25 protein-coding genes and 2 pseudogenes are annotated in these 26,368 nt (G+C 44.1%); 23 read left to right on the top strand and 4 right to left on the bottom strand.

The window, feature by feature from the left end:
* The first annotated feature begins 172 nt into the window (after window positions 1-172).
* The 9 genes and pseudogenes from C0Q44_RS13655 (at window position 173) to C0Q44_RS13615 (ending at window position 10,170) form a co-directional block, all read left to right on the top strand.
* Window positions 173-1,510, top strand: coding sequence for an MFS transporter (locus tag C0Q44_RS13655; protein WP_105407872.1), 1,338 nt, complete (start codon window positions 173-175; stop codon window positions 1,508-1,510).
* A 427-nt stretch (window positions 1,511-1,937) separates the two neighbouring features.
* On the top strand, window positions 1,938-3,206 hold the full coding sequence (locus C0Q44_RS13650; protein ID WP_181150997.1) for a sulfotransferase family protein: 1,269 nt from the start codon (window positions 1,938-1,940) through the stop codon (window positions 3,204-3,206).
* Window positions 3,203-5,133: pseudogene (locus tag C0Q44_RS31780) on the top strand (asparagine synthase-related protein). Before C0Q44_RS13650 ends, C0Q44_RS31780 begins: the two are co-directional and overlap by 4 nt.
* Window positions 5,134-5,162: 29 nt before the next feature.
* The gene (locus C0Q44_RS13640; RefSeq protein WP_017689562.1) at window positions 5,163-5,300 is read left to right on the top strand and encodes a paeninodin family lasso peptide; all 138 of its coding nucleotides are present in this window, start codon (window positions 5,163-5,165) and stop codon (window positions 5,298-5,300) included.
* A 140-nt stretch (window positions 5,301-5,440) separates the two neighbouring features.
* Window positions 5,441-6,388: a phosphoenolpyruvate carboxykinase (ATP) gene (locus C0Q44_RS13635; protein WP_105407870.1), complete on the top strand. Its 948-nt coding sequence runs from the start codon at window positions 5,441-5,443 to the stop codon at window positions 6,386-6,388.
* Window positions 6,385-6,684: a lasso peptide biosynthesis PqqD family chaperone gene (locus C0Q44_RS13630; protein ID WP_105407869.1), complete on the top strand. Its 300-nt coding sequence runs from the start codon at window positions 6,385-6,387 to the stop codon at window positions 6,682-6,684. Before C0Q44_RS13635 ends, C0Q44_RS13630 begins: the two co-directional genes overlap by 4 nt.
* A gap of 4 nt (window positions 6,685-6,688) precedes the next feature.
* The gene (locus C0Q44_RS13625) at window positions 6,689-7,171 is read left to right on the top strand and encodes a lasso peptide biosynthesis B2 protein (protein WP_105407868.1); all 483 of its coding nucleotides are present in this window, start codon (window positions 6,689-6,691) and stop codon (window positions 7,169-7,171) included.
* Window positions 7,161-8,357 carry a nucleotidyltransferase domain-containing protein gene (locus C0Q44_RS13620; protein ID WP_105407867.1) on the top strand — a complete coding sequence of 399 codons (1,197 nt, stop codon included), beginning with the start codon at window positions 7,161-7,163 and terminating at the stop codon, window positions 8,355-8,357. Before C0Q44_RS13625 ends, C0Q44_RS13620 begins: the two co-directional genes overlap by 11 nt.
* A pseudogene (locus C0Q44_RS13615) lies at window positions 8,357-10,170 on the top strand (ABC transporter ATP-binding protein). Before C0Q44_RS13620 ends, C0Q44_RS13615 begins: the two are co-directional and overlap by 1 nt.
* Window positions 10,171-10,405: 235 nt before the next feature.
* On the opposite strand, the gene cysC reads toward C0Q44_RS13615, so the two are convergent.
* The gene (cysC, locus tag C0Q44_RS13610) at window positions 10,406-11,044 is read right to left on the bottom strand and encodes an adenylyl-sulfate kinase (protein WP_105407866.1); all 639 of its coding nucleotides are present in this window, start codon (window positions 11,042-11,044) and stop codon (window positions 10,406-10,408) included.
* 149 nt (window positions 11,045-11,193) lie between these two features.
* Between cysC and C0Q44_RS13605 the strand changes: the two genes are divergently transcribed.
* The gene (locus tag C0Q44_RS13605) at window positions 11,194-11,604 is read left to right on the top strand and encodes a hypothetical protein (protein ID WP_105407865.1); all 411 of its coding nucleotides are present in this window, start codon (window positions 11,194-11,196) and stop codon (window positions 11,602-11,604) included.
* A 294-nt stretch (window positions 11,605-11,898) separates the two neighbouring features.
* Window positions 11,899-12,678 carry a delta-lactam-biosynthetic de-N-acetylase gene (gene pdaA, locus C0Q44_RS13600; RefSeq protein WP_105407864.1) on the top strand — a complete coding sequence of 260 codons (780 nt, stop codon included), beginning with the start codon at window positions 11,899-11,901 and terminating at the stop codon, window positions 12,676-12,678.
* A 195-nt stretch (window positions 12,679-12,873) separates the two neighbouring features.
* Here pdaA and C0Q44_RS13595 read toward each other — a convergent pair whose 3' ends face one another.
* Both C0Q44_RS13595 and C0Q44_RS13590 read right to left on the bottom strand, forming a co-directional pair.
* Window positions 12,874-13,719 carry a DegV family protein gene (locus C0Q44_RS13595; protein WP_105407863.1) on the bottom strand — a complete coding sequence of 282 codons (846 nt, stop codon included), beginning with the start codon at window positions 13,717-13,719 and terminating at the stop codon, window positions 12,874-12,876.
* A gap of 104 nt (window positions 13,720-13,823) precedes the next feature.
* Window positions 13,824-14,255: a hypothetical protein gene (locus C0Q44_RS13590; protein WP_105407862.1), complete on the bottom strand. Its 432-nt coding sequence runs from the start codon at window positions 14,253-14,255 to the stop codon at window positions 13,824-13,826.
* 284 nt (window positions 14,256-14,539) lie between these two features.
* On the opposite strand from C0Q44_RS13590, the gene C0Q44_RS13585 reads away from it, so the two are divergent.
* A complete protein-coding gene (locus C0Q44_RS13585; RefSeq protein WP_105407861.1) occupies window positions 14,540-14,926 on the top strand; it encodes a DUF423 domain-containing protein in 387 nt (128 codons plus the stop codon).
* 101 nt (window positions 14,927-15,027) lie between these two features.
* Here the strand turns inward: C0Q44_RS13585 and C0Q44_RS13580 are convergent, their stop codons facing one another.
* Window positions 15,028-15,606: a hypothetical protein gene (locus C0Q44_RS13580; protein ID WP_105407860.1), complete on the bottom strand. Its 579-nt coding sequence runs from the start codon at window positions 15,604-15,606 to the stop codon at window positions 15,028-15,030.
* A 263-nt stretch (window positions 15,607-15,869) separates the two neighbouring features.
* On the opposite strand from C0Q44_RS13580, the gene C0Q44_RS13575 reads away from it, so the two are divergent.
* From C0Q44_RS13575 to C0Q44_RS13530, 11 genes are all read left to right on the top strand, one after another.
* Window positions 15,870-18,605 carry a hypothetical protein gene (locus C0Q44_RS13575; RefSeq protein ID WP_105407859.1) on the top strand — a complete coding sequence of 912 codons (2,736 nt, stop codon included), beginning with the start codon at window positions 15,870-15,872 and terminating at the stop codon, window positions 18,603-18,605.
* On the top strand, window positions 18,586-19,344 hold the full coding sequence (locus tag C0Q44_RS13570; RefSeq protein ID WP_105407858.1) for a hypothetical protein: 759 nt from the start codon (window positions 18,586-18,588) through the stop codon (window positions 19,342-19,344). The genes C0Q44_RS13575 and C0Q44_RS13570 overlap by 20 nt, the downstream gene beginning before the upstream one ends.
* 148 nt (window positions 19,345-19,492) lie before the next feature.
* A complete protein-coding gene (locus C0Q44_RS13565; protein ID WP_105407857.1) occupies window positions 19,493-20,254 on the top strand; it encodes a hypothetical protein in 762 nt (253 codons plus the stop codon).
* Between the two features lie 18 nt (window positions 20,255-20,272).
* Window positions 20,273-20,668: a hypothetical protein gene (locus C0Q44_RS13560; RefSeq protein WP_258166308.1), complete on the top strand. Its 396-nt coding sequence runs from the start codon at window positions 20,273-20,275 to the stop codon at window positions 20,666-20,668.
* Entirely contained in the window at window positions 20,665-20,814 is a 150-nt protein-coding gene (locus C0Q44_RS30945; RefSeq protein ID WP_258166307.1) for a hypothetical protein, read from the top strand. Before C0Q44_RS13560 ends, C0Q44_RS30945 begins: the two co-directional genes overlap by 4 nt.
* 65 nt (window positions 20,815-20,879) lie before the next feature.
* Window positions 20,880-21,500, top strand: a complete 621-nt coding sequence (locus C0Q44_RS13555) for a hypothetical protein (RefSeq protein WP_105407856.1) — start codon at window positions 20,880-20,882, stop codon at window positions 21,498-21,500.
* Window positions 21,501-21,533: 33 nt separating this feature from the next.
* A complete protein-coding gene (locus tag C0Q44_RS13550) occupies window positions 21,534-21,833 on the top strand; it encodes a hypothetical protein (RefSeq protein WP_105407855.1) in 300 nt (99 codons plus the stop codon).
* Entirely contained in the window at window positions 21,800-22,105 is a 306-nt protein-coding gene (locus tag C0Q44_RS13545) for a hypothetical protein (RefSeq protein WP_105407854.1), read from the top strand. Before C0Q44_RS13550 ends, C0Q44_RS13545 begins: the two co-directional genes overlap by 34 nt.
* Before the next feature lie 4 nt (window positions 22,106-22,109).
* Window positions 22,110-22,817, top strand: a complete 708-nt coding sequence (locus C0Q44_RS13540; protein ID WP_105407853.1) for a hypothetical protein — start codon at window positions 22,110-22,112, stop codon at window positions 22,815-22,817.
* 3 nt (window positions 22,818-22,820) lie between these two features.
* Entirely contained in the window at window positions 22,821-23,693 is an 873-nt protein-coding gene (locus tag C0Q44_RS13535) for a hypothetical protein (RefSeq protein ID WP_105407852.1), read from the top strand.
* Between the two features lie 119 nt (window positions 23,694-23,812).
* Window positions 23,813-26,368, top strand: a complete 2,556-nt coding sequence (locus tag C0Q44_RS13530) for a discoidin domain-containing protein (protein WP_105407851.1) — start codon at window positions 23,813-23,815, stop codon at window positions 26,366-26,368.

Genomic DNA, 26,368 nt, shown 5'->3' with positions numbered 1-26,368 from the left:
GAATGGATATAAAATGAACCAATGATGCAAGATCACCTTAGAGGTAAGGCGCCAAAACAGAACGTACTGATTTTTTTACAGAAACAGTGAACAAGTGTGATATCCTTCCCTTACAATAGGAGAAAGACATTGAACACGATCTAATAGAGATGCATGTAAAGGAAGGGTTCATGTGAACAAAAAGGCAATTAAGGCTTGGATTATGTATGATTGGGCCAATTCGGCCTACGCAACGACTGTACTGGCTGCGGTACTACCCGTATTCTATGCTTCGGTGGCTGCGGCAACGCTGAATACGGATACAGCGGCCTCCTATCTGGCTTATACACATTCCATCGGTATGTTGTGTGTAGCTCTGCTAACACCGCTGCTCGGGACATTGGCTGATTTGTCCGGACGTAAGGGCGACTTCCTGCGTGTATTTGCAATAATTGGTGCCCTGTCCACTTTGGGATTCAGCGTAATCGGAGAAGGTGACTGGTTACTTGCTTCAGCTTTACTGGTCATTTCCACGATTGGATTTGCAGGTGGCAATACCTTCTACGATGCCATGCTACCGGATCTGGTACCTGTTGAACGAAGGGACATGATCTCCTCCAAGGGTTACGCTTATGGCTACATTGGAGGAGGCTTGCTGCTCGCCGTGAATTTGCTGATGATTCAGCAACCGGTCTGGTTCGGGTTGGGCAGTACATTGTCAGGAACAAGGCTTGCCTTCATCTCTGTATCGTTGTGGTGGTTATTATTCTCCATACCGATCTTTCGGCATGCTCCGAGACGGCCGGCATCAGTTGATATGCCCGGATCGTGGAAAGGGTATGCGGTGGTGGGCGTTCGCAGACTACGGCAAACCTTTGGACAGATGCGGCGTTTTCCCCAGTTAATTCGCATGCTGGTGGCCTTCTGGTTTTTTAATGACGGAATTAATACCATCATCCTGATGGCTACCATCTATGGGACAAGCATAGGCATAGGCACAGCCGACTTGATGTTGGCCCTGCTGCTAACCCAGTTCATCGGGTTCCCATGCACCTTGTTATTGGGAGCATGGGCACAGCGGTGGGGAGCGAAGCAGGTACTGATCGTCAGTTTATCTGTGTACATATGTATTGTAATTCTCGGTTATTTCATGACACAAGCGATGCACTTCTATGTGCTCGCCGGACTGGTTGGTGTAGTGCAGGGCGTGAGCCAATCCACGGCTCGTTCCCTCTTCAGCAATCTGATGCCAGCCGGTCGAACAGGGGAGTATTTTGGTTTTGTGAATATTACAGGCAAATTCTCTTCAATCTTTGGACCGTTTGTGTTCGGTTATGTTGGCCAATTAACAGGTTCAACACGTTGGGGCATACTTTCTCTCATTTTCTTTTTCATTGCGGGTATTGCTGTGTTGTTAACGGTGAAAGTACAGAAAGGGATGCAGGATGCTGTACTGGTGGATCAGGAAGAAGAACAAAAAAGAGGATTCGGAACTACCGGGAAAGAGACAAATGTAGGATCTGCAGGATAGTTGTTTAACAGGTTTACTACTAAAATTCTCAATGGATTACGCATGGCTTCAGGCATTGTTCATCTCAGAACAGTGGCCTGGGGCTTATTCGCATTTGTGCAGATTCCTACAATCATTTCATGATGAATCATGAATAAGTGCTTAAACGACAGACAGCAGAATACAGTGAAAGAGAGAATTTATGAAAAGGTGAAAATAAAAGATTGACATGATACATTTTGTATCATAGAGTAAAACTATGAATACATAATGTATCATATGGTTGTCGAAGAATACGTGTATTATACATCACTCTGGGGCAAGGTTCCGAAGGAGTTTTGTACAATGCTGACATTGCGTACTGTAGTAATTGTTCTGTCCACACGAAAGTAGAGTCTGGTCTATCCCGGCTGCGTGCGTAATTTACTATACAGAGGAGAGGCTGCCATTGATCGACGCTCAAGGTAACGGACTTATCTTCTTACTATGTGTTCCTCGCAGTGGTAGTTCGCTATCCACCGTAATGCTGCAAAATCACAGTCGTATCTTTGCCACCCAGGAAATGTGGTTCTTGATGAATCTTGTGGATATGCCCAAAGCTGATTCCCGTGCTTATGGTGGCAGCTCGATTATCCGTCAATTCTACAATGCCATGGTATCTGAGGAAGTCTTTGAGAAAGCGTGCAGAAGTTTTGCTCTTGAGATATATAATGGGTTCCTGGAAGGGAGCGGAGCAGACTTCGTTGTCGATAAATCTCCGCGTTATTATTACATGCTTGAATGGCTGGATCGTCTGTTTCCGCAGTCCAAGCGCATTCATCTCCAGCGTAATCCTCTGGCCATTGCTGCATCTTTCAAAAAAGTAAATAACCATACAGGAGAAGGTTTCGACCTGATTCATAGTTTGCAGAGCCCCAAATTAAATATGAAATCGGTGGATCTTACACTTGGCATGCTCCGCTTGAATGATTATTTTGCCGAATCACACCCGAATGCATATGAATTGCAATATGAACAACTGGTCCTTAGACCCCAGGAAGAACTCGAAAAGCTATGTTCATATCTCGGAATTGGATATGAACAGGGCATGGAGCGCTACGGACAGTTTCTGGATAGTGCAAAGGCTGATATGTTCTACAGTATGGGCGTGGGGGACCCGTTCCTCTCTTCTCATCAAGAGGCTCACCAGGGTTCTGTTAACAACTGGAAAAACATATTAGATCCGAATGAAGTTGAGATGTATTGTCGTGTAATGGGTGCAGATCTGTTCCATCGGATGGGATACAGTGAACAGCTGGCAGAGGCTGAGCGATGGACGGGGGTTCGTTACGAGTCCTCACCGGATCAAGACGTGATTGATCGACTCAAACACCAACTGACGGTAGCGACTGGATGTCAGTGGCAGCCAAACTACCAGCTGCGGTCTTCAGATCCTTTCATTAACGAGGCATCTGGAATTCAAAACGATAGATTGACTAATGAACCTGAAAAGACAGATCCTGCACTGGCTGCACTTACAACCATCAGACAATTACAGGCTGCACTGCGGGCAGCAGATCATCGGTTGGAACGAGGATATAGTGAGCGGGAACGCTTGAAGGGACAGCTTGCCTCTGCTCATGGCAAAATACAACGAATTAAATCATGGGTACCATTTGGTCATCAGATCAGCGCCTGGGCTTCACAGCGCAAGATTCTTCGGGGAGGAAAGTCATGAGCGCCATAGCAGGAATTGTTCATAATGATGGTCAGCAGGCGCTATGGGAGGACAGCTGGCGTTTGTACGCAAGCCTGGGGCATGTCCCTGCGGATACGACAGGGGTGTGGAAGGGCAACGAAGCATTCCTTAGCTGTCATGCTCAATGGATAACACCGGAATCGGTTAGCGAGAAACTTCCTTTATATGATGAGGAAAGTGGACTGACCATTACGGCAGATGCCATTCTGGATAACCGGGAACAATTGGCAGATCAATTACAGATATCGAGAGCACAACTTGCCGTGTTGTCTGATAGTGAACTCATCTTGCGTGCCTATCAGCGCTGGGGTGAAGATGTGGCTGTCCGATTGCTTGGAGACTTTGTGTTTGCGATCTGGGATGATCGGCAGCGCAAACTGTTCGCAGCGAGAGATATTACAGGCATGCGAACTTTTTATTACCGACATGATGGTTCACGTTTTGCATTCTGTACACTTATGAATCCATTGCTCGGGCTTGAAGGGGTGCACAAAGAACTGGATGAGACTTGGCTATCCGAATTCCTAGCCATTCCCGACATGCATGACTCCGCCGACATCAATTCTACCGTATATCGGGGCGTAAGCCAGCTCCCATCTGCACATACGCTAACCTTTCGTGACGGAAGACTGGAACTGAAGCAGTACCATCGCTGGGATGAAGTGGAGCCGCTACGGCTCAAATCCGACGGTGAATATGTAGAAGCGTTTCGAGAGGTGTTTGGGCAGGCAGTGGGATCGCGATTGCGAACCCACAGGCAGGTAGCTGCTGCATTAAGTGGGGGCTGGACTCGGGAGCTGTGGTTGGTTTTGCTTCCGGCACACTGAGAAGTCAGGGCAAACGGCTGCATGCCTACAGTTATGTTCCCGTACCGGATTTCACCGATTATACTTCAAAAACATTGCTGGCAGACGAGAGACCTTTCATACGTTCCACCGTTAATCACGTCGGCAATATAACAGAGAACTACCTTGATTTTGAAGGCAGAAGTCCACTAAGTGAAGTAGATACTTGGCTCGACATAATGGAAATGCCCTATAAATACTTTGAAAATTCATTCTGGATCCGCGGATTCTATGAAAAAGCCAGCCAGCAGGATGCAGGCATTCTGCTGACAGGAGCACGCGGCAATTTCACCATCTCTTGGGGTCCGGCTCTCGATTATTACGCCAGTTTGCTGAAAAGTGGTCGCTGGTACCGCTGGTTCCGTGAGACGCAGCAGTATAGTGAACGGACCGGCATGCCCTTCTCCCGGATTGCCAAGATTACAGGGCGAAAGGCATATCCTGAATGGTTCAAGGCTCAGTCCAAGGGAGCCAGCCAGGCCGCGTCTGTGCAGTTGATCCATCCTGATTTTGCGCAAAGAACGGGTGTGCTGGAACGACTCAAATCGATTATTGTTCTGCAGGGCGGTGCCCAGGCTGATGCACTGAAAGTCCGTGCCGAGAAATTCAATAACCTGGCTATTGCGAACAAAAACGGTGCTGTTGCTACGAAATGTTCTCTCCGTTACCGGGCTTGGGAACGTGACCCGACAAGTGATGCCAGGGTTATTCGATTCTGCCTGTCCGTACCGATTGAACAATATGTGAAACACGGGACGGATCGTTCATTGATTCGCCGGGCTACTTCACCCGAGTTGCCTGACAAGGTCCGACTGAATCAGCGGGTACGGGGTGTACAGCCTGCGGATTGGCTGCATCGCATCATTCCAAATTGGGATGACTTTACGGCCGAGTTGCGTGCCTTGTGTTCTGACAGCAAGGTCGCTGGCATATTAAACACGGAGCGCATTAAGTCTGCCCTGGCCAATTTTCCGAGCCCGAGACCTGAGCTTGCTTCTCATCCGGATCTGCGATTAATGATGCATAGTCTGATCGTCTATCGCTTCATTCGGAAATTCTGAATGAGTGAACTTGAAAGGAGGTGAATACAATGCAAATGGAAAAAAAGGAATGGCAAGCACCAGCTCTTGAAGTGTTGGAAGTGAATCAAACGATGGCCGGTACTGGCTACAGACAGATTGACTGGGTAACGGTTCACGATGCAGATCTTTACGATCCAACTTCCTAAGTTGTCGAGCACTAAAAAGTGTCATCATACTTAAAGGGCGGAAATGCAACTAATCCAGCTTTTCGCCTCCGCCCTTATATTGAGCAACATGAATATAAGGGCTTTTTTTACATTCAGAAATATGAAGGGGGAGTCATTCATTGTTGCCTGTGCAATATGAAGCGTATGGTTTGCGCTGGTCAAGCCAAGTTCCAATGCCTGAACTTCAAATCCTACCCAATGATGCAACGAACAATTCTGATGCAGTGGATGTCCACATCGAATCTTCAGATCTCACAGCATTGTGGGAGAGCTGGGATGTCGGGAACGACAACTTTGTGGCACGAGAAGGCAGCCTTTTCTTCCGAATTGAGGATACAGGTCTGTTTCTAATGGAGCAAGGGAAGCGGATTGTTGTAACCCCACGGTCGGGAGCAGATGCGAAAAAGGTCAGATTATTCATCCTGGGCACATGTATGGCGGTCATTATGATGCAGCGTGGCATTCTTCCACTGCATGGTAGTGCAGTCGTTATCAATGGCTGGGCTTATGCATTTGTGGGACATTCGGGAGCAGGCAAGTCGACCTTGTCGGCTGCACTCGCATCACGCGGTTACCCGCTTCTCACCGATGATGTGGTTGCACTGACCTGGGATGCCGGAGGCAGAGCGATCGTATCGCCAGGTTATCCGCAACAGAAGTTGTGGCAACCCAGTCTGGATGGCTTCGGTATGAAGGAACAGGATTATGCAACGGTACATGCGGAGATTACGAAGTATGCTATACCTGTTCAGCACTATTTTCATGAACGTGCTGTGCCTCTAGCAGGGGTATTTGAACTTGCTCCACGACCGGAAGAAGAGCACAAGTCCGTTCAATTGGTTGAGGTGACGGGGCTGGAACGGCTTCATCTGTTATGCTCTCATACCTTCCGTGGTGGACTCGTAGCAAGGCAAGGGCTTGCACAGTGGCTGTTCGAGACCGTTTCAAGACTCTCGGCAAGTGTGGAAGTAGGCAGATTGACCAGAACCGGTGCTGAATTTACAGCATTTGAGATGGTGGACCGGATCACAGATCATATACGCAAAGGAGTGCATTCAGGACAATGACAGCGACTACGCCGATGAATGTGGAAGACCGGGTATCCCGGAAGGAAGGCAATCTGGTTAGTGATATGGGCAGTGAAAAAGTCATGATGAGCATTAACACAGGAAAATACTATAATCTCGGCAGTACAGGTGGACGAATCTGGGATCTGATTGCAGAGGAACGAACGCTGGGTGAACTGGTCGAGGGGCTTGCCGCGGAATATGAAATTGAGCCGGATGTATGTCGTGAACAGGTGGTGCAATTTCTTGAACATCTGTCCCGAGAGGGTTTAATCGACGTTAATCGCGGAGTATAGCGATATGCTGCGAAAAATAAAGGCTTATCTCTCGCTGCCGCGTGTCATGCGTCGACTGGTATGGGAAGCTTATATCCTCCTCGGCTGGGCGCGAATTCAGAAGGCTATGCCATTCGCCAAAATTGCGCCAGGACTGGGCACACCGATGGTTGAAACGCCAATAACTGGGCTTGATCGCAGCCAGGTGATCGCTATACGGAATATTTCCAAAGCACTTCTGCTCGCGAGCAAATATACGTTATGGGAGAGCCGCTGCCTTGTAATGGCGATTGCCGGGATGAAGATGCTTGAACGACGCAAGATCGATAGCACGTTATATATGGGAACTGCACGGAATAAACAAGGACATATGATGGCTCATGCCTGGTTGCGAAGTGGGAAGTTGATCGTGACCGGAGCTGATACTATGGACCAATATACGGTTGTCGGCTTGTTTGGCAAACGGTGTCCGGAGAAGGGATCTGGGGAGATTGTCTATGACACATGAAATTGAACTCTATTCAACAGGGTTTCCAGAGGAACTTAAACTGATCTTGAGCATGATTAGAGGTGATCTGACAGCTCTACCCCCTGAAGAACTCAAGGTTCATTTGCAGGGAACGGATTGGCAGCTCTTTCTGAGGCTTGTCTATCACCATCGATTGTATTCTGTCCTTTACTCAAAAATGAAAGAGTTGAATTCCACAATCATTCCCGAGGATGTAATGGAGAGTCTGAGACAACAATATACGGCCAATACGTTCCGCATGTTACATCTGACGGCTGAGATGGAGCAGGTGTGCGGAGCCTTCCGTGAACGTGGTATTCGCAATATTACACTGAAGGGGCCAGCCTTGGCTCATGATCTCTATGGGGATGTATCCATGCGAACCTCCAAAGATCTGGACATCTTGATTCCGTTCGATGATGTGGAAGCGGCTGAAGGCATTTTGGCAACCCTCGGTTACGTATCCAAGGAAGGGGAGCGAACACCTACAGTTCGTAGCTGGAAATGGCGGGAACATCACATCTGCTATATCCATTCGGTCAAACGGACGCAAGTGGAGATCCATTGGCGACTTAACCCGGATTCGGGCAAAGAAACGGATTTTGAATTGCTGTGGAAACGCAGCCGGTTCAGCGCATACACTCAGACGCCTGTCCGCATGCTCGAAAGAGAAGACCTGTGGTCTTATCTGGTAACCCATGGGGCACGGCACGGATGGTTCCGACTGCGCTGGTTGCTGGATATGGATCAGATGATTCGCAGTATGCCGCTTGATGTGAAGAAAGTAGAACGGCGTTTGAAAAGTGAGGGGCGGTTATCCATCGGTTCACAGGCACTTTATCTGGCCTCTGCTCTACTCGACACACCGCTGGATGCAGATTATAAGTGCTTGATGTCCCTGAATGATCGTGCCGGCAAGCGATTAGCCAGAGAAGGTGCAATGTTCATGAACGAAATGCTCGAAAGTCCGGCTAATATGAAAAGTTATCCATCGTATTTGTTTGCACTCCGAAGTACCAAACAGAAGTGGTTTTTCTTTATTGAACGTTTATATCCAAGTACATGGGATGTGGATCAATTTCCACTTCCGCGTTCGTTGTTTTTCTTGTACTTTCCGTTACGTCCGTTTCTCTGGTTCTGGCGGCGAATGAAAAGGAGCACGGTGACGGAAAGGGGTAAAATATGATTTCGGAATTAAAGTACTTCATGCGAAAGTTGCATCATGTCACGGGGCCCATCTTATACTGGAATCTACTGGGTATGATCTGTATCAGTCTGATGGAAGGGATCGGCATCTACATGCTCGTTCCGATGCTCAGTCTGATCGGCATCTTTGAGATGGGCTCTACTGGTTTGAACATTCCCTGGATTGGAGATGTGCTGAATCGCTTTTCTGAAAATAGTCAATTGTTACTCGTTCTGATCACCTTTGTGTTGATTGTCTCCGGACAGGCCTGGATGCAACGACTCCAGACGATTCGCAATGCTCGAATCCAGCAGCAATTTGTGCGAACGCTGCGTATCGAAACCTATGGTGCCATTATTATGGCGCAATGGTCATTTTTTCTCCAAAAACGAAAATCCGATTTCAACCATATATTAACGACCGAACTTGCACGTGTTAGCCAGGGGACGAGTGTTATGCTGCAAATGGCGGCCTCCCTGATCTTTACGGGAATACAGATTGGTCTCGCGTTCTGGTTGTCTGCGAAATTGACGGCGCTTGTGCTGGTCTGTGGATTGGTGTTATTTATCGTCTTGAGGAAATTCGTCAAACGGGCCAAGCAGATCGGAGACCAGACCTCCGAGTATTCGCAAAATTATTATAACGGCATTACCGAGCATTTCAACGGGATTAAGGATATCAAGAGCAATATGCTGGAACGTTCACACATGAACTGGTTTGAGCGCATATGCAGACAGATCGAACGTAATGTCATTCAGTTTAGCCAATTGAACAGTGGAACACAGCTTATTCACCGGGTATCTGCGGCTGTCATTATTGCGGCATTCATATATTTATCTCTCCGTGTAATGACGGTACCTCCGGCAAGTCTGCTACTTATCATTCTTATCTTCTCTCGCTTGTGGCCCAAGTTTACAGCGATTCAATCCAATCTGGAGTACATCAGCTCCATGCTACCTGCGTTCCGGGTGGTAAGAAAGCTGCAAGCACAGACGGAGGAGAGTCGTGAGATTAGCGAAGAGATTGCTTCGGCAAGAGAAACAAGTTCTCATGTGATTCAACCTATGGTACTCACAGAATCCATTACGTGTCAGGATGTCAGTTATCGTTATGAGGGAAGTGATACCTACTCTTTAATGAATGTGCAAGCTTCTATTCCGGCAAAAGGTATGACAGCGATTGTGGGTAAATCCGGAGCAGGCAAGAGTACAATGATTGATCTGGTCATGGGCCTCGTAAGGCCGGAGAGCGGTCGTATACTGATTGACGGTGTACCACTGTCAGAAGAACAATTACTGTCTTGGCGAAGTTCCATCGGATATGTCTCTCAGGACCCATTCCTGTTTCATACCAGTATTCGTGAGAATCTGCGTCTGGTTGATCCGGGTGCAAGTGAAGAACAGATGTGGCAAGCTTTGCAGTTTTCTTCCTCGTCCACATTTGTTCAGAAGTTGCCTCAGGGTCTGGATACGATCATAGGGGATCGCGGTATACGACTATCGGGGGCGAACGTCAGCGGTTGGTGCTGGCCCGGGCCATGCTGCGTAACCCCTCTGTATTGGTGCTAGATGAAGCAACGAGTGCGCTCGACAGTGAGAATGAACAGTACATTCATGAAGCGCTAGAACGGTTAAAGGGACATGTAACCATTATCGTCATTGCTCACCGGTTGTCCACGATACGTACGGCAGATCGTGTTATTGTGCTCGACGAAGGTCGCGTCATCCAAGAGGGTGGGTACCAGCAACTATCCACGGATCCGGTAGGCACGTTTAGCAAACTTCTCAACATGCAAGCGGGTGTAGTGGGGTAATAGGTTGGTGGATCACAGTCTTCCCCGTTCTCGAAGTTGAAGGAGCGACGAAGATCCTGATGCAATGTTCCAACTGATCATGGCGGCTTCAATAAAACATCGTGACTTCGCAGTACAGAGGTAGATGATTCTAGTATGACTGGTTATTTAGATGAAATAGTTGTTATACAATACAAACAAGGCGCGCCACTGTGGGCGCGCCTTTCGTATAAGCGATGGTTTATGTAGCTTTTGGTTAATGGATCAGGGCCGTGTGGGCATGAAGCGGCAAATGAAGTGCGCCGATCTGTTGCAAATGCTGTACGATCTCCTGTACGGCTTCCTCAATGGACCATTGCTCCGTATCGATAATGAATGAAGGAGATTTCGGTACATCATAGGGGGCGGAGATGCCTGTGAAATGGGGGATATCCCCGTTCCGGGCTTTTTTGTAAAGGCCCTTGGGATCACGACGCTCGCACTCTTCAATGGAACAGCGCACATAGATTTCAATGAAGTCTTCTGGTTCAAATAACTCTCTGACCATCTCCCGATCCTGCTCATGCGGGGAGATAAAGGCCGAAAGTACAAATAGTCCAGCATCTACCATTAACTTCGATACTTCTCCAATTCGGCGTAGGTTCTCTTGACGATCCCCAGCTGTAAAACCAAGATCACGGTTCAGTCCATGACGTACATTATCCCCGTCAAGCACATAACATCGCACGCCCTGTTCAAAGAGATACTGCTCCAGGGCAAATGCAAGGGATGACTTTCCTGCACCCGATAATCCGGTGAACCATATGGCACGACTATGGTGTCCATTGTGTTTTTCCCGGTCCTGCCTGTTTAAGGTGGATGATTGCCAGGTAATATTGCGGTTTTCCTTCGACATTGTTACCCCGCCTCTTCCTGTATATGATATGTATAATATTTTAACATATTTACAATATTATAGCATCTTACATATTTCTTCAAAATGAGCGTGAATCGACAAGATATCGGGTATATAACTAGTATATACATAGCAGGAGGAACCATGTCATGAGAGAAAACATTCAAAACATACAGGTTGGATTCAAATGCCCGGATTGTCAGTCGGATATCCAAGCGGAATTCATACAGGAACAAGTGAGCACGGTTCGTTGTGGAGGTTGTGATAGAGCATATACTCTTCTGAAGCCGACCATCGGGGATGAGATTCTACTCGATTGGGAACAAGAGGCATTGTATCACAAGTTACGTGCAGAACGGTCTGAGCAGGATAACCACAATATGTCTGCCTTGATTATCAAAGTCATTGAGCTGCTGACATGGCGTGATCGGGGAGATGGCCAGACACGTGCGATACAGACAGTGAGAGAGTGGCTGACTTCCAGCGGAAAACCCCGGACCTTGCTGGAATTGTTCCAGCAAACACCGCCACCACATGAAAATAAACGTTTCGATCGCTGAGTTTTACATAAACAAGAGCGACTATATAAGTCGAACTAATCATTTACATGATAACGGAGAGGACAGAAAAAACCTGAACAAGCGAAGCGTTCGCCTAAAAGCTTTCTGAAAGAAAGCTGCATCGGAAGGTTATTCTGTCATCGCAGTGTCCGTGTAAATAATCTTTAGTTCAACTGATATAGAATCGAATGAATCAAATGTTGACATATATTAGCCGTTCCTGTGGCATATTAACTGAAGGTGTTCGTGTGTTCAAACGACAAACCGAAATTACCAGGAACAGGAGCGGATAGAATGAAGCGAATGGTTCTTTATATACTGTTGGGTCTGTTATCCATCAGTATGGTGCCGGCACAGACGGAAGCATCGCCGGTCACCGGAGCTTATCACTTTGGCTTCAAGAAAAGTCAGAACGGTCAATTGCCCTCCATTGATCAGGAAGGCTTTAAATCGATCTTACAACATAACGATGCCATTTTTCTGGGGGATACGAAACAAAAGGAATTGTATCTCACGTTTGATAACGGGTATGAGAATGGATTCACGGCTGCCATACTGGATGTTTTGCGTGCCAAGAAGGTGCCAGCAGCCTTTTTCGTAACGGGCCATTATCTGAAGGATCAGCCAGAGTTGGTCAAACGCATGGCAACGGAAGGGCATATTGTCGGTAATCATTCATGGAGCCACCCGGACATGACCCGCATCTCCAATGAGAAGCTTCGGGTGGAGCTGGAGAAGGTCAAGTCAGAGGTGAATCGGCTGACGGGTCAACAAGGAACATTTTTGCGGCCGCCACGTGGAATCTTTAATAATCGCACACTTGCGGAGAGTCATGCACAGGGCTATGTAAATGTGTTCTGGTCTGTTGCATACAAAGACTGGGATACCAATGTCCAACGCGGTGCACAATATGCACATCAGCAAGTGTTGAAACAGCTGCATCCAGGTGCAGTCATTTTGCTTCATTCGGTATCCAAAGACAACACGGAAGCCCTGAGTTCGATTATTGATGAGGCGCGTAAGCAAGGATATGTTTTCAAAAGTCTGGATGAATTGAAAACCAAAAGTTATTGACTGTATAATGACAAGTTAGTAAACCTGTCGTCATTACTACAATCAGCATAATATGAAAGGGCATCCCAAGCGATTAAGCTCGGAATGCCCTTTTTATGTTGGATCTGTATGCCGGTCCCATGCTTTGGATGTGACCTCATACAGATCCAAAAGAGAAGGATTCAATGATCCTATACGATGATGCGTGTAATTTTATTAAACGGTGTTATAGATGATACCGATCGTTTTGGGACCGCAGTGACTACATACGACACAACCCGCGGTGGTGAGTTCCACACGGGCACCTGTTTGTTCCTGCAGTGACTTCTGCAATTCAAGAGCATCCTCTTCAGCCATGGTGTGCACAACGATGAGCAGATCACGGTCGATATGTTCCTTCTGGCTGAGCGTGTTTTGCAGCATTTGTTCCAGAGCCTTCTCCCGTTTGCCACGTACTTTATAGGCGGGGGCCATCTTGCCATCCGTAACCCGAATGACTGGACGGATCTTGAGCAGACTGCCAATCAGGTTCTGCATCCCCGAGCAACGTCCGCCTTTGTGCAGGTACTCCAGCGTATCGATGACAAACTCTGTACGCACAGTTGGTATCATGGCTTCAATCAGATGAGTGATTTGAATCAGGTTTTGTCCTTTGTCGGCAGCATGTACAGCTTTCATCACCATAAGAGCAATCCCGGACGACAGATTCAATGAGTTGATTACGGAAATACGCCCTTCCGGGAATTCGGAACTGGCTAATCGAGCATTTTGGTCCGTAGACGAAAGTTCAGAGGATAAGGAGATATATAGAATATCATCCCCTTGTTCTATGTAAGGTTGAAATGCCGTCATGAAATCAGCGGGTGAAGGTGCAGCTGTTTTGGGAAGCCGTCCGTCTTGGCTGACACGCTCGTATAGCTGCTCGGGCCTAATCTCAGCACCGTCCTTCAGTGATTCTTCACCGAACACCACATACAAGGGAATAATACCGATATCGTGTTGCTGGATCCATTCGGGAGCCAGATCACTTGTGCTGTCCGCAAAAATTTTGATTCGTGACATGTCAATCTCCTTTGAAAACAAGAATTTGGCAATAAGTTAGGATTACACAAGATGTGATACTCAGTAAATTTAATTATAAGGATACGTAATACTGAAGCAAAACGTTACACCACAGTCATGAACATGCCTACAATAATAAGTCCTGCGAATATCAAAATCATAATTCCATTCAAGATGGTTCCAACGATGGCGAAGACTTTTTTGCGATTGGAAAGGACCAAACCAATGATTCCGAGAATAACTCCGGCGAGATTGAGAATGAGGCAGACCAGAATAGATAATGAAGCCAGGAGTACTGCCGGATGTAAGGCCAGCTCTTCTGCCTGCAACGGGGTGAGGATTCCGATTGAATCGTTAAGGGCCATGGCGGCAATAAAGAATATCAGAATGTAACCCACGATCGAGACCAATCCAATGACAAAACTCGCGATTCCAGGCCCGGAATGTTTCAGTCGATCCATGGGTGGTCCTTCAGGTTCTGGCGGGTAAGGTGCATACATGTTGTTATTGTGTTGATAGGAATTATGATTATCCATGATTGTAACATCCCTCCCTTAATAATCGTACTGATTGTTATTAACCGAATCGGTCTGTAACGATTCTCCGTATTACAGAAAGATCGCATATCTGTTTACTTTTCCACAATTATCGTTAAAAATCAAGGATTTACGCCATTTTGCCATGATATATAGGTTAGGAACCTGCCTGTTAAGTATAATCAGACATATGATCTGTGGAAGCTCTGACCTGACTGGTAAAGGATGAGTGGATTCGCTACAATAAAAGGAGTGCTAAGTTTGAATTAAGGGAGAGAATATACATGCAACGAAGATGGATGATGCTTGGCGCTGTCATGACCATGCTGTCTGTGGCGATCGGTGCATTTGGTGCACACATGCTCAAGGATACGATTGGGCCGGATGCCATAGCTACATATGAGACGGGTGTGCAATATCACATGATTCATGCACTTGCCTTATTAATTATCGGCTTGACGGCGGGTCAACTTGGAGTATCCGCGAAACTGAAGTGGGCAGCGCGCCTGCTGTTTATTGGAATTATCATTTTCTCGGGCAGCTTGTATGTGCTCAGTATTTCCGGGATCAAGATTCTGGGTGCAATCACCCCGATTGGTGGCGTAGCCTTTATTGCCGGATGGTTGTTGTTGGCACTAGATGTCTGGCAACGGGGGAAGGATCGTTCCTGATATTCCTCGTTACATGATCCATTGAACTGAAAAAGCAACTTGCGTTAGAATGTTGTGCCATTCGACGCAAGTTGCTTTTTGTTTAGATCCGATTAGGTTAGTTAAAGAAACTCATCGATTTCATTGGTTCGGAACGTATAGACTTGTTTTTCATCGACATGGTAAACGCTCACAACACTGGTATCCCGATCAAAATTCAGAATGCGGCATGGAATACTCTGATGTTTACCGTTCTTGTTATTGACAACAATTCGTGTGAGGCGATTCTCTTTAATTAGCGTGTCAATCCACGCATCGAATGAGTTTCCAGTGGAAACATTAGATGTTTGGGAAGAAGTCTTGTTCTCGGTAGCCGGTGTTTCTTGTGGGTTCGTTGATTTGGCTGGGGCAGGTGAGGCTGTCATCTGAGTTGAAGGGGACGCCTTCTGTCCCGCGTTGGCTTGTGATTTTTTACGTTCGTTGTGAAGTGTGATAATAGAGTCCTTTTTGGACTGGAGCGTCGCTTCAATAATTTTGCCTAGCTCAATGCCGGATTGAATCCGAAAGTCCGCAATTTGTTCTTCTTTGTTTATGAAATCCAACAGGGACTGCAGTGCCAATGCATTTGAGCGGCTCTTGATAAGTATATCGACATTAAATAAAAAGCCGATTTCCTCTTGATTGGATAAGGTTTCTTTCATTCATCCCAGCCCCGTTAATAAATATGTGAGCAAAAAACGCTTCATCACACTATATCATTAAACAGAAAATAATCATAGTACCAGAGACACAGGAAATGCAGAAAAGGTATGAATTAAGACCCGGATTTCTGTTTGATTTCTACGCATATCCAAACAAATTTTCTTCTTTTTTCATCCCATGTTCATCCTCTTATCCAGCTTCATGAACGTAGGTCTGATCTATAATTGATTGAATCAGGCCAGAAGCAACAGGGGGAATCGGAATGGGGAATTCATATCAGGATCGATTGAGGTACGTGTATAAAGTTACATCTTCCAGAATTAGAAAAGCGGATTACAATCTTCATCTTACCTATCATGAAGCCACAGTAAATGGGGAATTAGCATCTATTGGAAACCATCAGGTGTTCCGTTTTATTGATCGAATTCGTGGCTACTTCAAGAGAGAAGAAGACATGGCTGAAATCAAGCTGGAAATTGGACGTTTGAAAACATTGAAAACGAGTGCACAACATAAAAGAACCATGAAGAAAATGCATGACCAATTGAACAATCTGAAATTTGTCGATGATTACCTGCTGGTGGTTATTGAAAATAACAAAGACTATGACCGATTAAATTCAACGAAATCTTTCTCCGTAAACAGCAAGAAATACAAGCGTCTATTGGCCACAACAGGTGGTGCCAAAAATTCAACAGTCATCTATGTGAGCGAGGACATCCACCCGCTTCTGAACAAAAGATTGAATAACGGCAGAGATCTGAATATGGAGCTGGTTCCTGCCAAACTGGAAGCATATAAGGCCCTTGCTTGCAGTACAAGTGTGCCTGTCTCGCACCCCGAACGGGTGTTGGTCGTTCATGATTGCATCACGGAGTTCAGTGCTGACATTATTCAAATCGATGATACGGAAACGGAGTATCCCCGGATCGAGAACAGAAAAAATGAGTTGATCCAGATGAATATGAGTGACGGATTCGGTCTGATCTCTCCTAAGCTTAGTGAGCTTTGGGCAAATGAGCTAGGTCACGCATACATCCCAAGCGGTTTTTGTATTCGTAATAGCTTCTGCAAAGGCATGGTATTTACGTTTGATTATCATGAATTTGCAGATCGAGTCGCAGGCAAGTATATGGTGGATGACGCTTGGGGGAACCCTGTGGATATTCGAGAGGTAGACCTGATTATCACAACCTCCATGCTCAAACTATGGAGTTCGTACAATAGTATCGACGATTATCTGTTATGTTGCGGTTATTATGGATACACGTTTAGCGTTACGAAAGTAACACCAGAGGAATTGGAGGACGAGCGTCATTTAAACTACCAATTCATTCAATCCCTTCAGTTAGATGATAAAGAGATTAATGAACTCATTCGTCCGACAGTCGATTCAATTAAAGATGTGCTTGGAGAAGATTATCGTAAGGCGCTGTTATTCCTCAAAGGAATTCATATCCATGAGAACGACTACAGAAATAGTCCAGATGATTATATTAAAGGGCTAATGGTAGACCCGCGACTTATAGATGATCCTTTTGTGAGAAACAAAATCCAAACTTTAATACGTAAGCGAATGAATGAAGCCAAGATTGGGGTTCTTCGAGTTGCAGGTAATTTCAGCATTATATCTGGTGATCCCTTTACGTTGTGCCAAAGTATATTTGACCTGCCCTTAACTGGATTGTTGAAATCGGGTGAATTCTACTCCAGGTATTGGATTGACCGTCATGTTAACCGGGTAGCTTGCTTCAGAGCCCCGATGACATGTCATAACAATATCAAGGTGCTTCGTTTCCAGGATACGGATGCGAGGCAACATTGGTACCGCTATATGAATACGGTCACGATCTTGAATTCATGGGATACGACGACACATTCCCTGAATGGTGCAGATATGGATAGTGATCAGGTCCTAACTACGGATAACACAACGATTCTTGGGGCAATTCAGGAGCTTGATGCGATTGTATGTGTACAGAAAACATCTGCCCAAAAAAATCCGAATGAGAAGGATCTGATCCAGGCGAACAAGGACAGCTTCGGTGATCTGATCGGTTTCACCACCAACAAAATCACGTCGATGTTTGATGTATTAGCCAATTATGAGGAGCATAGTAAAGAATATCAGGAAATGATGTATCGAATTCAATGTGGTCAGCATTATCAACAAAATGCCATTGACCAAGCCAAAGGCATCGAATGTAAAAAAATGCCGAAACACTGGTATGATATTCGCGCTGCGGTAACGGACGAGTCAGCCTTGAAAATGGTAGCACACAAAAAGCCTTATTTTTTCATATACAATGACCCGGAACAGAAAAAAGAATATACCACCTATGTAGATAAAACGAGTCAGAAGTGCTTGCAGCTATTTGGCATGACTGTCGATGAATTAGTTTCGAAAAAGGTCCTGTCCCCAGATGAGGAACAGTTCCTGGCGCAGTATGAACAGAGAATGCCTGTATCCACGGCACCTTCTGTCATGAACCGGTTATGCCACCAAGTGGAGGAAGAGTTTAATCAGTTAAAGTTAAAACAGACAGAGGGTCCGTTTGATCATACGATATTGATGAGTACCAAGAAGTACTCCCAAGCTCGATACAAAGAGATTCAACGATTATATCAGATGCATAACGAAGAATTACGTAGCTATATGACTAATTTGCGCAAGAGTAGGGTGAGAAAGGAAGAAAAATCAGCCCGATGGCAGTTGTTTGTTTCGCGTTTCAAGGAGCAGGCGCTGGAGATCTGTAATAACGAAGAAGACCTGTGCAATATGATTGTGGACATGTGTTATCGAAATGCGGAGAAATCAAAGCAATTTGTATGGGATGTTTCGGGGGATCAAATTATTCGCAATCTATTGCTTAGCAATGATCAGATCATCCATTATCCGGTTAGAGATCCGGACGGCGATATTGAATACGCCGGAAGAACCTTTAAAATGACCCAAATGCATGTGAAGGAGCAGCGTCATGAAAATCATTCTGAATGAACGTCATCATGCCGAGCAAGCAATTGCACATGGGAGAATGGATAAGAAGCCAACTAAAACGTTGATATGTTTAGCTAAATATGGACTTGAACAAGGGATGAGTGCCGGAGATACATATGAATTTTTGAATGATTTTATGGCTAAACACTATCCAGAATACAATGCTGTCCAGTGGGATACGTTTCTTAATCGTATCATTAAGCAGTCTCAGAAGTTAATCAGGCTCAGGGAAGAAACAAATAAGAGCAAGTTAATTGAGATTGATCATGTATCTGTAACTCATGAAGAACTTCTAAAGATCAAACAACTCAAAAGTAAACGACTTGAAAAATTGGCCTTTGTTTTACTGGTTTACAGCAAGCTTAATAATCGAATCAATGAAAATGATACATATTGGATTAATAATGAATGGAAAGAAATCTACGGCGATAGCCAAATGGCGGTAAGCAAAAAAGATCAGGGGTTATTGGTGCACAAACTTATTCAGTTAGGGTATCTCAAAGAAAGCAAACGCGTCGATTCAACTAACGTGCAGGTTTTGTTCGCTGCGGAGCATGGTGAGGTTGCCTTCGAGTTAGTTCGCTTCGATGACTTTGTATTGGAGTATTCTCGTTGGAAAGGAGAAAACATTAGAAATTGTACCGTATGCGGAAAACGAATACTGGCAAAATCGAACCGAATGAAATACTGCAAAGAATGCAAAAAAGCTGGTATTTATCCCATTAGAAAACTTCACTGAAGCCAGACACAGCAACGCTTTTCATCATTCATCAAGAGTTTCTTTAATGATAGGCCAGAGACAGGTGTCGAGTTAAGGGGAGCTAGAACTTGAAAACTTGCCTTTAGGATAAAGAAAATAGGCTACATAACGCTTAGGTAGGTGAATTATGTCAAATGGGATAACTTTAGCACATGTAGAGTCTTTAATTAGAGAAGCAGTGAAACATAGCGGTCCGGGACAGCCAGGAGATCATGGCGAAACTGAACTCGCCATCAAGCGGGCACTGGAAGCTGCTAACGAAGCCTTACAAGCTGCCGGAAAAGCAAAAGAGGCTTATCAGACGACTCGACTTGTGTACCAGCGTCCAGTTGCTGATTTGGAGGAGTTAGTTGTGCACTACCCTTCTCCTGAAATAGGCTGGACGGTACAGACGTATAAGGATGGCAAGAGATATCGATATGATGGGAAGACATGGGTAGAGATTGATGTATTTGGTCAAAACCTTCAGTTGGTTAATTCCGATCTGGATGGTCTCATGAGTACAGCTGAACACCTGAAATTAAATGAGATTCCGTTGGAAGTACAGGATCGCGTTATAGTCTTTTGCAAAGAATCACGGGTGTACCCGGAAGTACTGGGCATTGTAGCTCCCTTTCCATTCGATGGCGAGATTTTACATGTAAAAGGCTACTGTGGGGTTTCTGGAGATACCGCAACTGAAATAAGAATTGAACGATCCAAGGATCTCATTCACTGGCAGGATGTGATGGGGAGTCCACTGAAGTTCGAAGCCTCTCAACATCAAGATGACGGTGAGGCTACATTTGAGATGAAAAAAGTGGAGGCTGGAGATATCTTCAGAATCAACATCATCGAAGCAGGTTCAAACATGCAACATCTTACGATTCAATTAACGGTCAGAACATAAAAAAGGAGATGAAATATAATGACACAACCAATTATTTCATGGATGGATGCTACACATAGTAATGAGATTAAGACCCCTTTTGACTACAAGGTTATTGATGCAGATAGCAAAAGTGATATTTTTATTTTCAATGTATGGAACAATAAGAACGGTGCTTCAGACGTATCTAAAATGGAAGATTGCACCATTACAACACGGGATATGACTGGTGGTACTGGTGACACGGCGGCTCATGATGTAGAAGTGGTGAAGAATAACTGGTTCCACGTTCAGGTTGACTCCTTGGGGAGACAGACCTGGAAGAAGAAAGTTCTCGTATTGGTAAGGATTTTTCCAAACCCATCGGAACAACAGGTAAGACAACCAAAGACCATACGGGAACCGCTTATGCAACACCATTTACTCCGGGAGTGAAAGAAATCCTGGGGGTCAGTAACAATGGAAATCCTCAAGATGCGGCCGGTAACTATGTAACTCTATCCATTCAATGTGTAGTACCGTTGAATGCGAAAAGTGGCAAGCAACAGTTCAAGAAACGTATCTCCTATCGTTACGTGTAAAAAGGAAATAAACATGTGGACAGGCTATTGCAGCTTGTCCTTTTTTTATTAAAAGGGGAAATCCTGTGATTCTAGGTAATACACAATTTACGCGCTCACCGGTATCTCAAGCTTATGTATGGATTGCTGATTATTATGATGGAACTTATTTAAGCGAATTTGATTTGCAGACCCAACAATCAAACAGTTTTTATGAGATTAATAAAGAGAAATTGGTCTCTTTCGGATTGATCGGGCAAGGATCTCACGTGTATCACAACGTTGCCAACGGTGTGTTTCATATTAATGCCGATCGGTACTCTATATCTTACGTATGTGAGGATCAAGAATACCCGTTAACAGGGAGGACCTTTCTGTACAGTGATATCATTCAATTCAAAAATGTTACTTCAGATGTGAACATGAGTGGACACTCAGGTCCTGGGAGTTCAGGGGCTTTCAATAATACGATTGAATGCTTTAACTTCGGTTACAAAAAAATGATGAATTTGAATGATGTACAGATCAACTTTCAATGTGTATGTTCCCTGCCGTTGAGCGGAAATGCTTTTCTCCAAATTAAAATCACCTCAGACCAGAACCTGTCAGGGGACTTGGTTATTCGTAAAAATGGATTTGTCATAGATCAAGTTGTAGCCCCGCTGAAGGCAAATCATGCTGGAATCATAAACTGGGACATTCGTTGAGTTAGATTTTGAGATGAGAGAGGTGGTGAGAGTATGGCAGTTCAAGAAATTGCACTGGACATAGATCTATCTGTAGGTGTTTTCCAAGATACGATAGTTCAGGATCAGAAATTGAAATTAAGAGAGTTGAGCCAGGATGCGGATGGGAATTCAATCTATCCTGCTACTGGATCTTGGGAGTCCACTCCCATTCGGATTCAGGATAAGATTGCTTCATTTAAAGGTGTGGCTGCAAGTGTAGACGTAGTGGGTGGAGCATCATACAAAATCTACTGGAGTACATCTGAGGATGGCTTTGAGTGGGGGCGTATGAAGAAATCGCAGCAGATGTGACTGCTCCTAAATCTCCAGCAAAGTATGCGAAGGTGAAAATTGAGATTTTTGCTGAGAAAGAATATTCGAATTTCTACATAGACGATTTTAAGGAGAAGGGGAAATACAACAATTCCTTTGTCGAAAGTGATTCGGGTTCACTAGGCTTAAAGAAGATATATCAATTGAACATGGAACGAGCATCGGACACTCCGACAGGGATAGTGTTACGTCAGAAGGTTGAAAATACGAAATTTAAGAAACTAGATAGGATTAGAGTGAGTAAGGGGTGAATTTATGGCAGTTCCAGCCACGACAGGGCGGTTGAGAGAAAAGCTTTTTGACATGGAAATCGGAGATTATATTGTTTGGAAATACGATAATACAATAACTGGATATATTTTCGGAGGAAGTACGACGGGTTATACAGAAATTTCGCTAACAGGAAATCCATTAGCTAGCATGCCTTTGAAATATTATTGGTATGCCGTCAAAGTGAATAAAGGTTTACTAATAGCAGATAGAGTTGTAAGTAACACGACAACATGGGATTGGTTAAATTCAAATAAGTTTGTTGAAGGCTCGCCACACATTATAAGTGGAACATCAGGTGTTGTGCGTTGCCCAAGTGGTGGTGTTGCATATGCTGATGCAAGTGGGAATAAAACCTTTGAAAATAAGAACAAAGGATGCTTTCCTTCTAATAATGAGTGGGATAAATATATAAATAATTTTCCTGTTGGATTAATTAAGAAAGAAAAAACAATAAATGATGTATGGAATTACGATCGAGGAGTCCAGTCTTGGACGAAAGATACATCAATCAATGGAATATACACTTCAAGTACAGGTACAAAATCCGCGCAAGTCAATAGTACCTACAGAACAATAAGAGGTGGAGACAGCCTTTTCTCTGGCGTATGGGGAGGATTTGGGATTTATCCCTCAAACACATCTTCTGTGGATTGTGGCTATCGTCCAATATTTGAATATAGGGAGGTGTAATATATGGCAACTGTAGGAGATCAGCTAAAAGAACCAGAGGTAGGATGGAGACGTTATGATGATACACATATAGGTTTAAAGTATACAGGAACTTGGACCACCCCATCCCCATCCAATACAGGTTATTATGGTGGCAGTATAAGAGTAACTAGCCGAGCTGTCGACAATAACTATGTTACATTTTCATTTTTCGGAACAAAACTTAGGGTTATCTCCGATTTTTATGAACATAGGCATTCTGATAACGCTATTACAATAGATGGTGTAACAGAGACGTACAGTGCCTTTCGTGCAGTAGGTTCCCCTAGCCTTCAACAATCTATAGTGTATGAAAAGACTGGATTACCTCTTGCATTTCACACAGTTACCATTGCAACAGGTCATAATCGTATAAATTTCACTTTAGATGCTATAGATATTGATGAAACGGGGTATCTGAGTGGATATGCTTTAACAGCGCCCGAAACAGGATGGCGGCGGCATGATAATAAAGATTCAAAACTTACCTATACAGGGACTTGGGGAACATGGGTAAGTACTTCCTATTATTCAGGTGAAGTAACGGCTTCCAATGTTGTAGGTAGCAAAGCAAAGTTCGTTTTCAAAGGAACTAAGCTTCGAATCATCGATGAACGTCACACAAATCGGTCTAAAGTGTCGAAGGTAACCATTGACGGAGTTTCAGAAGTTCTAGAGAATTATGGAGCACAACTACAGCAAACTCTTGCATATGAGAAAACTGGTTTGGTAGATGATGTTCATTACGTTGAGGTTGAAATTATGGATGCAAATTACGTAGGCATCGATGCAATCGACATTGACGATACTGGATATTTATTAGCTCAGGTCGGACAACAATTAACCGCCCCGAAGTAGGTTGGAGGAGATTTGATGATATTCACCCTGCGTTAAAATGGGGTGGATCAGTTACATCGATTAGCAATAGTACCACAGACTATAATGCTACACTTCACTATTGGACAGGTGCATCGACGGTGGGTGCTAGTTTAGAGTTTACATTTGTGGGTACAAGGTTGCGGTTAATAGCTGGTACTACCCCTACTCAGGCCAAAGAAATTAGGGTATTTATAGATGGGAATTTAGAAACATATAATCCATACAATACAACAGACATTAGACAGATTCTTGTTTATGAAAAAACAGGACTCTCAAATACTCTGCACACTGTCAAGTTAGATTCGGTAGTTGCGGGAAATTGGGGAATGGATGCTATAGATATAGATTCTGATGGTCGCCTTATTACCACTGTTGGATCGCAAATACCAACTCCAGATGAGGGGTGGAAGAGGTATGATGATAATAATGCTTCTTTTAAATATGTTGGATCAAACTGGATTCACGAATCCAATACTTCTGCTAATAATTACAATAAAACTGATAGTTATACCACGGATAGTGTTGGAGGGCATTCTTTTAAGTTTAAATTTTATGGGAGCAAAATAAGAGTTGTTCAAGCTAGTTTTCATAGAGAAGATTTTTTTCCAGATGATGTTAAAATTATTATTGATGGTGTTCAAGAAACCTTCTCGAAAAAAGACCCTATCTCGTCTAGCATTGTCGCAAATCGTCAAATGCTATTATACGAAAAGACAGGACTTGATCGCGAAATTCATACTGTAGAAATTCTTTCAGGATCAAATGGCATTTATAGAATTCAAAATGATGCGATAGATATCGACTTAGATGGTCGATTATTTCATCCAGACGAAGTAACAAATATTGCAGAACTTGAGGTTGGCAAGCGGATCAGATGCAATTATCAAGCTTCCACTTCTGGTACAATAGGTACATTTAGCGGAATAGGAAAGGAAAGCTCCTCTTTTATACCTACAAGTGGTTCCATTGCTACTCCAAATAGAGACTTTTACTTTATCGCGGTCGAGGATTGGAATGGGGATTTTAAACTAATTGCTGATAGAAATGTACAAAATCTAATCAGTTGGGATGCTCTTAATAGCGAGGGCTTTATCAATGGTGTAAATGTCTATTCTACACTCATTCCTCAACTAACTAGCGATATTCATGCTGAGGGTAATGCGTTTGCAAGTAGTGTATATAGTGGAGAGTATCTGTATAGTGCTTGGAAAGTGTTTGATAGAGACAAAAAAACTGGTGTGTACAACAGTAGATGGTCAACAACAGGAACTTCTGGCTACATTGGATTTAATTTTACGGAAGGTAATGTGGTTAATGGATACTCATTGATGACCTTAAGCTCAGGATCAAGCAACTGGATAACTGCAATGCCCAAAGACTGGACGTTTGAAGGCAGTGAGGATACAACAAATGGAAGTGATGGAACTTGGATAGTGCTAGATACCAGAACATCCCAAACCAACTGGATAAGCTTGAATTACAATAGGTACTTCTTCGAAAACAGTAATAAGTATAAGGCTTATAGATTAAAATTTACCTCGAATAATGGAGATGCATCATATTCAGGGCTTTTTGAGATGGAGATGTATGACACATCTCAAATTAGTATGCAAGCAAGACTTCTCACAGGCGGTATTAACGCAACAGATAAGGATAATGAATGGGATAAATATATTGTTAACTCAACACTGAATGGAACAATCATTGCTGGCGACAACAATGTGTGGAATTATAGTGGTGGAGCTTCGTGGACTTCCACAACAAATACCGCTGGTTCGGCAAACAGAACTGGGCGAGGTGCAAGTGGCAATGCAGGAGCAAGTGGATATAATCCAACTTCTTATGTAGCGGCGGCAACTGCTACAGGCTTTAGACCGTTTATGAAGATTGAAAATCTTTCAATGAACAGATCATTTATCAATCATGAAGGTTCGTATAAAAAGCTTAAAAAAGGCAGTCCTAAAGTAAATGAAACATTAATAATAACTCCTTCAATGACATCCAATACTACTCCCTCAGGTGTGGCAAGTGCAAGTAGCATATATAATGCCAGTTATGAAGCATGGAGAGCATTTAATGGTGGGGCAACAGGTACGGAAGATTGTTGGGCTTCAAGCGCGGGTAATCCTAGTGGATTTTTAGTCTATAACTTTAACAACGTTACAACTTTGAATGCATATGCAATAACTTCAAGAGACGCATCTGATTTAACTTCAGCGCCCAAAGATTGGACGCTTGCAGGCTCAAACGATGGGACTAATTGGAGTACTATTCACACAGTTACTAATTCAACAGGCTGGAGTCAAAAAGAAACAAGAAGCTTTGTATTAAGTAGAGATTTCTCTTTCTCAAATTATAGATTAATTATTCATACTAATAACGGTGCGAACTATACGACAATAGGCGAACTAAAATTAGTAAACAAAATATTTATCCCTGCAATTCCGTCTGAATGGATTACGATTTCAGCAACTTTACCATCAGAAAGCACTTTTATTAATGATGGAATGGATGATCTATCTGTATTTAATAGAAAAAACGAAGATTTCGTTCAAACTATGAGTGCCAATGGATCGTTAGGATCGGGAAGATTATTTAAAGGAAGTATTGATCTGAAGAAGTATATTGAAATAACAAATGTGAGTGTGAAGTAG

Source organism: Paenibacillus sp. PCH8 (assembly GCF_002968835.1).
Classification (GTDB): Bacteria; Bacillota; Bacilli; order Paenibacillales; family Paenibacillaceae; genus Paenibacillus.
This window is presented reverse-complemented; position numbering and strand designations above follow the sequence as displayed.

Coding starts and splice junctions, on each gene's coding strand:
- C0Q44_RS13575 (WP_105407859.1), top strand. CDS start 15,870: ATGGGGAATTCATATCAGGATCGATTGAGGTACGTGTATAAAGTTACA.
- cysC (WP_105407866.1), bottom strand. CDS start 11,044: ATGTCGAAGGAAAACCGCAATATTACCTGGCAATCATCCACCTTAAAC.
- C0Q44_RS13570 (WP_105407858.1), top strand. CDS start 18,586: ATGAAAATCATTCTGAATGAACGTCATCATGCCGAGCAAGCAATTGCA.
- C0Q44_RS13625 (WP_105407868.1), top strand. CDS start 6,689: ATGCTGCGAAAAATAAAGGCTTATCTCTCGCTGCCGCGTGTCATGCGT.
- C0Q44_RS13560 (WP_258166308.1), top strand. CDS start 20,273: ATGACACAACCAATTATTTCATGGATGGATGCTACACATAGTAATGAG.
- C0Q44_RS13565 (WP_105407857.1), top strand. CDS start 19,493: ATGTCAAATGGGATAACTTTAGCACATGTAGAGTCTTTAATTAGAGAA.
- C0Q44_RS13580 (WP_105407860.1), bottom strand. CDS start 15,606: ATGAAAGAAACCTTATCCAATCAAGAGGAAATCGGCTTTTTATTTAAT.
- C0Q44_RS13630 (WP_105407869.1), top strand. CDS start 6,385: ATGACAGCGACTACGCCGATGAATGTGGAAGACCGGGTATCCCGGAAG.
- C0Q44_RS13640 (WP_017689562.1), top strand. CDS start 5,163: ATGCAAATGGAAAAAAAGGAATGGCAAGCACCAGCTCTTGAAGTGTTG.
- C0Q44_RS13590 (WP_105407862.1), bottom strand. CDS start 14,255: ATGGATAATCATAATTCCTATCAACACAATAACAACATGTATGCACCT.
- C0Q44_RS13535 (WP_105407852.1), top strand. CDS start 22,821: ATGGCAACTGTAGGAGATCAGCTAAAAGAACCAGAGGTAGGATGGAGA.
- pdaA (WP_105407864.1), top strand. CDS start 11,899: ATGAAGCGAATGGTTCTTTATATACTGTTGGGTCTGTTATCCATCAGT.
- C0Q44_RS13605 (WP_105407865.1), top strand. CDS start 11,194: ATGAGAGAAAACATTCAAAACATACAGGTTGGATTCAAATGCCCGGAT.
- C0Q44_RS13620 (WP_105407867.1), top strand. CDS start 7,161: ATGACACATGAAATTGAACTCTATTCAACAGGGTTTCCAGAGGAACTT.
- C0Q44_RS13585 (WP_105407861.1), top strand. CDS start 14,540: ATGCAACGAAGATGGATGATGCTTGGCGCTGTCATGACCATGCTGTCT.
- C0Q44_RS13550 (WP_105407855.1), top strand. CDS start 21,534: ATGGCAGTTCAAGAAATTGCACTGGACATAGATCTATCTGTAGGTGTT.
- C0Q44_RS13595 (WP_105407863.1), bottom strand. CDS start 13,719: ATGTCACGAATCAAAATTTTTGCGGACAGCACAAGTGATCTGGCTCCC.
- C0Q44_RS13540 (WP_105407853.1), top strand. CDS start 22,110: ATGGCAGTTCCAGCCACGACAGGGCGGTTGAGAGAAAAGCTTTTTGAC.